This window comes from Actinomadura napierensis, assembly GCF_039529375.1.
In the GTDB taxonomy this organism is placed as follows: Bacteria; Actinomycetota; Actinomycetes; order Streptosporangiales; family Streptosporangiaceae; genus Spirillospora; species Spirillospora napierensis.
The window spans coordinates 1-4,954 of the sequence record NZ_BAAAMR010000227.1 but is presented as its reverse complement, the minus strand read 5'-3'; the positions used below and the strand labels follow the sequence as shown (position 1 = coordinate 4,954).

The following is a 4,954-nucleotide window of genomic DNA, read 5'->3' as shown; positions in this document are numbered from 1 at the left end:
GGCCCGCCGGCCGAACCGGAGCAGGCCGCCCCCGCGCGGGAGCCCGAGGAGCGCGGGGCGCCGCCCGAGCCGCGCGCCGGACGGGCCCGGCCGCCGCAGCCGCCGCCCGCGGTCTACGACAAGGTCGCGTCCCGGCAGGGCATGCAGTGGTACTGCGTGATGCGCGGGCTGATGATCTCCGAGGAGTACACCTCGCGGCAGGCCATCGACGCGCTCGGGGCCGGAACCGGCCTCACCGACCTGCTGTGCCGGCTGGTGGCGAGGGCCAGTCGGGGCCGTCTCACCGCAGACCACAGCGACGTCACCCTCGTCATCCGCAAGCCGGAGAACCGGTTCGCCCGGGTCATCTGACGGGGCCGGAGATGCGGGCACCGCCGCGACCGCAGTAATTTGGCGGGAAATCGACCCTTGACCTGCATCGGCCCGGCGCGCGCGCCGGGCGGGATCGGAGACCGCGGTGACCGCCGAAGCCGGCCTTCCCGACACGCTGCGCGACCTGCCCGGCTGGGCCCCGGACGCGGTGGAGCTCGCCGACCTGGAGCTGCTGCTCGCGGGCGTGTACCGGCCGCTGACCGGCTTCCTCGGCTCGTTCGACGCCGCGATGGTGATCGCCGGCGGCCGGCTCGCCGACGGGACGGCGTGGCCGGTGCCGGTCACCCTGTCGGTGCCCAAGGAGCTGACCGCGCACGAGCGGATCGTCCTGCAGGACCCGGAGGGCGTGCCGCTGGCCGTGCTGGAGGTCGCCGAGGCCTGGCAGGACCCGACGTCCCAGGGCTGGCGCCTGGCGGGGCCGCTGCGGGCCCTCCGCTCCCCCGCGCACGGACCGTTCCACTCCCTGCGCCGCCGCCCCGACGAGCTGGACCCCGTGGACGGCCCCGTCCTCGCGGTCGCCGCGCGCGAACCCCTGCACCGCAAGCAGCTCGGCCAGATCCGCCAGGTCGCCGAGCAGCTCGGCGCCGGGGTGCTGGTGCTGCCGCTGCTGAGCGGCGAGCACGACGAGTCGCTCGTCCGGGCGCTGCTGGGCGTCCGCAAGGAGCTGCCGGACGGGACGCGGATCATCCCGGTGCCGCTCCCCTCGCGCGGTGACGACGGGCGCGACCTGCTGCTGCGCGCGCACGTCGCCGCCGCGTACGGCGCCACGCACCTGCTCGCCGAGCAGGAGGTCCAGGACGCCGCGATCCCGGTCGTGGTGCCGGAGCCGTGGGCCTACGACGCGGACGTGGAGATCTGGCGCCCGGTCGCGCGGATCGAGCCCGACCACGTGCAGGCCGAGCTGACCGCCGAGCGGCTCGGCGAGCTGCTGGACGCCGGTGAGCCCGTCCCGGACTGGTTCACCCCGCCGGCCGTCGCCGCGGAGCTGGCGCGGGCCCGGCCGCCCAAGCACTCGCGCGGGATCACGGTGTTCTTCACCGGCCTGTCGGGGTCGGGCAAGTCCACGGTGGCGCGCGGGCTGGCGGACGCGCTGGTCGAGCGCGGCGGCCGGACGGTCACGCTGCTCGACGGGGACGTGGTGCGGCGGATGCTGTCGGCGGGCCTGACGTTCTCCAAGGCCGACCGCGACCTGAACATCCGGCGGATCGGGTTCGTCGCGGCGGAGATCACCCGGCACGGCGGCGTCGCGATCTGCGCGCCGATCGCCCCGTACGCGGCGACCCGCGCGGAGGTGCGGCGGATGGTGGCGGCGGCGGGCGACTTCGTCCTGGTGCACGTCTCGACGCCGCTGGAGGAGTGCGAGCGCCGCGACCGCAAGGGCCTGTACGCCAAGGCGCGGGCCGGGCAGATCCCGGAGTTCACCGGCATCTCCGACCCCTACGAGGTGCCGGACGACGCCGACCTGGCGCTGGACACCTCGGCGATGACGCCGGACGAGGCGGTCGGGCGGGTCCTCGACCTGCTGGTCGCGGGCGGCTGGGTCCGCCCGGAGTAGTCCTCTCTCGCCCCACGAGGCGTAGATCGTCTCTTTAGTCGCGTTTGTTGTGGTGCACCCGGGTTAACAGACCCGGGTACCATCCCGTACCTTGTAGGCAAGTTTTCCTATATAGCTGGTAGGTCATGCTGCTCTAGGGGGGTGAAGGCGCGTGGACTTCGACTGGACCATGGCCCTCGGCTCGTTCCTGGTCGCCATCGTCGTCGGCCTGACGGGGATGGGCGGCGGCGCGCTGATGACCCCGATGCTCGTGACCTTCTTCGGGGTCAGCCCGCTCGCGGCGGTCTCCAGCGACCTGGTGGCCGCCGCGGTGATGAAACCGGTCGGCAGCGCCGTGCACTACCGGCAGGGCACGATCAACATGCGGCTGGTCGGCTGGCTGTGCGCCGGCTCCGTGCCCGCCGCCTTCTGCGGTGTCCTGCTGGCCCGGGCCCTCGGCCACGGCGACGGGGTCGAGAACCTGATCAGCAAGGCGATGGGCGTCGCGCTGCTGATCGCCGCCGGCGGCCTGGTCGTCCGCGGCCTGCTCGCCCGCCGCGACGGCGGCCGCCCCGGCACCGGGGACGGCGAGGCGCCCGAGATCCGGATCCGGCCGCTGCCGACCGTGCTGATCGGGCTCGTCGGCGGCCTGGTCGTCGGCATCACCTCGGTCGGCTCCGGCTCGCTGATCATCGTCGCGCTGCTCGCGCTCTACCCGGCGCTCAAGGCCAACCAGCTGGTCGGCACCGACCTGCTGCAGGCGGTGCCGCTGGTGTTCGCCGCCGCGCTCGGCCACCTGCTGTTCGGCGACTTCCAGATGCAGGTCACCGCCGCGCTGCTGGTGGGCTCGATCCCCGGCGTCTATCTCGGCTCGAAGATCTCCTCGCGCGCCCCCGGCGGCCTCATCCGCCGCGTGCTGGCGCTGGTGCTGGTCGCGTCCTCGCTGAAGATGTTCGGCGTCGGCGCCATCCCGATCGCGTGGACGCTGGTCGTGCTGGCCGCCGGAACCGTCGCATTCTGGCTGGCCGGGCGGCGGCGCGCGGACCGGGCCGGGAACGAGCCGGCGGCGGCCGACGCCCAGCGGCAGGGCCGTACACCCGCCGCCGCGTCGGCCGACGAGTACGTCTCCTGATCAGCCGTTCGGAGCGGACGCCCCGGAGGGCTGAGGGGCCGCCGCCAGCGGCGCTTCCGGCTCCGGCGCCGCCGGGACGCCCCCGCGCGGCGGGTCGCCCTTGCGCAGCATCCGCCACAGCATCACGGCGGAGATGAGGCCGCCGGCGCCCAGGCAGTACGGGGCGATCGCGGCGTGCCCGGGGTCGGCGACCAGCAGGCCGAGCAGCACCGCGAGGCCGGTGAGGCTCTCCACGCCGCGGATCACGAACACCGACCGGGACTGCTTGCGGGCCGTCGCCAGGCTGGCCAGCGGCAGCGTGCAGGAGAAGCAGACCGAGTAGACCGCCCAGCCGCCGAGCGCGACCCGGTCCACCGCGAACGACCCGCCGGTCACCACCGGCCCGAGCCAGCCGACCAGCGCGATCCCGCCGAGGCTCATCACCAGCGCGATCCCCGACATCAGCGCGCAGGCCCGCACCGCCTGCCGGGCGCGCATCGGCCGCCCGTCCCGCTCGGCCTTGGCGAAGTCGCCGAGCAGGAACCAGCCCGCGCCGTTGACGAACGTCAGCGCGGGCGAGAGCAGCAGCCGCGCCGCCTCCACCCCGGCCAGCGCGGCGGTGGACGCGAACCCGGCGATCATCACGCGGGCCAGCAGCAGCGCGGTCGGCCGGATGCCGGCCTGCACCGAGCGCCACCAGGAGAACCCGAGGATCTCGCGGAACGCGGTGCCGCGCAGCGAGGCGAGCGCGTACTCCTTCGCCGGCAGCCGCAGCCGGGCCAGCGCGATCGAGCACAGGCAGCCGAAGCACATCGCGCCGAGCAGCAGTTCCACCGAGGCGTCCATGCCGGTGCCGAGGGCGGCGCCGAGCGCCACCAGCGTCGTCACCAGGTAGCAGGAGTCGTTGATCGTCAGCCGCCAGAACTCCATCCGCGCGGTGAAGATCCGCCGCCCGGTCTCGTTCAGCAGCCAGAGCGCCACCAGCAGCGCGAACAGCGCGATCCCGGCCGGCCCGGCGAGGCCCATCACGGCCGCGACGACGGCGCCGGCGGCCGCGCCCGCCACGACGGTGCCCATGACCGACAGCAGCAGCGCGCCGCGCACCCGCGGCTCGAACCGGTCGAACACCGTCAGGGTGTCGCCGACCCAGCTGGTCTGCACCGAGGTGATCATGACGATGATCGAGAAGAACAGCGCGTAGGCGCCGTAGCCGGACGCGCCGAGCGTGCGGGCGGCCAGCGACTGCACGACCAGGCTGCCGCCCGCGGTGACGAACTGCACGGCGACGGCGCCGCCGGCGGACGCCAGCAGCCGGCCGGCCCGGCCCGCGATCCGCTTGCCGCGGCCTCCGCCGGGCACCGGCTCCGGCGCTTCGCCGGGCAGCAGGCCGTCCGGAAGGGCGGGAAGGTCGACCGCCGTCTCGACCGTGCTCTCAGGGGTGCTCAAGCTCCGTCCCGAAGCCCCCTGCGTCACCTGTCCAGGTCGTAGTGCATCAGGGACGTGTCGCCTTTTCCCTTGCCGGACCCGCTGCCCGGCTCGGGCTTGCCTCCCCTGCCCTTGTCGGACACGGGCTTGTCGGACACCGGCTTGTCGGCGGGCGGCTTGTCCGCGCCGGGCGCCTTGCCGCCGAGCAGGTACAGCGGGTCCTCGGCGGTGCGGGTCGGGTCGCCGCCGTCGGGCCACAGCTCGGCGGCGATGTCGGAGGCGGGCCGCTTGTCGGCCTCGGCGGGCTTGTCGCCGCGGCCCTTGGGCGCCGCCTTGCGCGGCGCCTTCCCGGACGGGGGCTTGGCCGGCGGCGTCTTGGGCGCGCCGGACGCTCCGTTCCCGGTGGGCGCCCCGCTGCCGGCCACCCGCGTGCCGCGCGGGCCGGAGGACGAGCGGGACGACGTCGCCGGCGCCGCGGCCCCGGCCCCGTTGACGCGCGGCGACCGGCCGCG

General features: G+C 75.2%; 4 protein-coding genes and 1 pseudogene. 3 read left to right on the top strand and 2 right to left on the bottom strand.

Annotated features, from left to right (window positions below; all coding sequences use genetic code 11):
* The 3 genes and pseudogenes from ABD296_RS48845 to ABD296_RS48835 all read left to right on the top strand — a co-directional run.
* Positions 1-351: pseudogene (locus ABD296_RS48845) on the top strand (hypothetical protein); the annotation flags it as partial.
* Positions 352-457: 106 nt separating this feature from the next.
* A complete protein-coding gene (gene cysC, locus ABD296_RS48840; RefSeq protein WP_344285203.1) occupies positions 458-1,927 on the top strand; it encodes an adenylyl-sulfate kinase in 1,470 nt (489 codons plus the stop codon).
* A 151-nt stretch (positions 1,928-2,078) separates the two neighbouring features.
* Complete coding sequence (locus tag ABD296_RS48835; protein ID WP_344285201.1) at positions 2,079-3,038, top strand: sulfite exporter TauE/SafE family protein; 960 nt, start codon at positions 2,079-2,081, stop codon at positions 3,036-3,038.
* Here ABD296_RS48835 and ABD296_RS48830 read toward each other — a convergent pair whose 3' ends face one another.
* On the bottom strand, positions 3,039-4,463 hold the full coding sequence (locus ABD296_RS48830; RefSeq protein ID WP_344285199.1) for a lipopolysaccharide biosynthesis protein: 1,425 nt from the start codon (positions 4,461-4,463) through the stop codon (positions 3,039-3,041).
* 23 nt (positions 4,464-4,486) lie between these two features.
* Positions 4,487-4,954 (bottom strand): hypothetical protein (locus ABD296_RS48825; protein ID WP_407061589.1); only part of this gene is annotated, 468 nt, incomplete at its 5' end.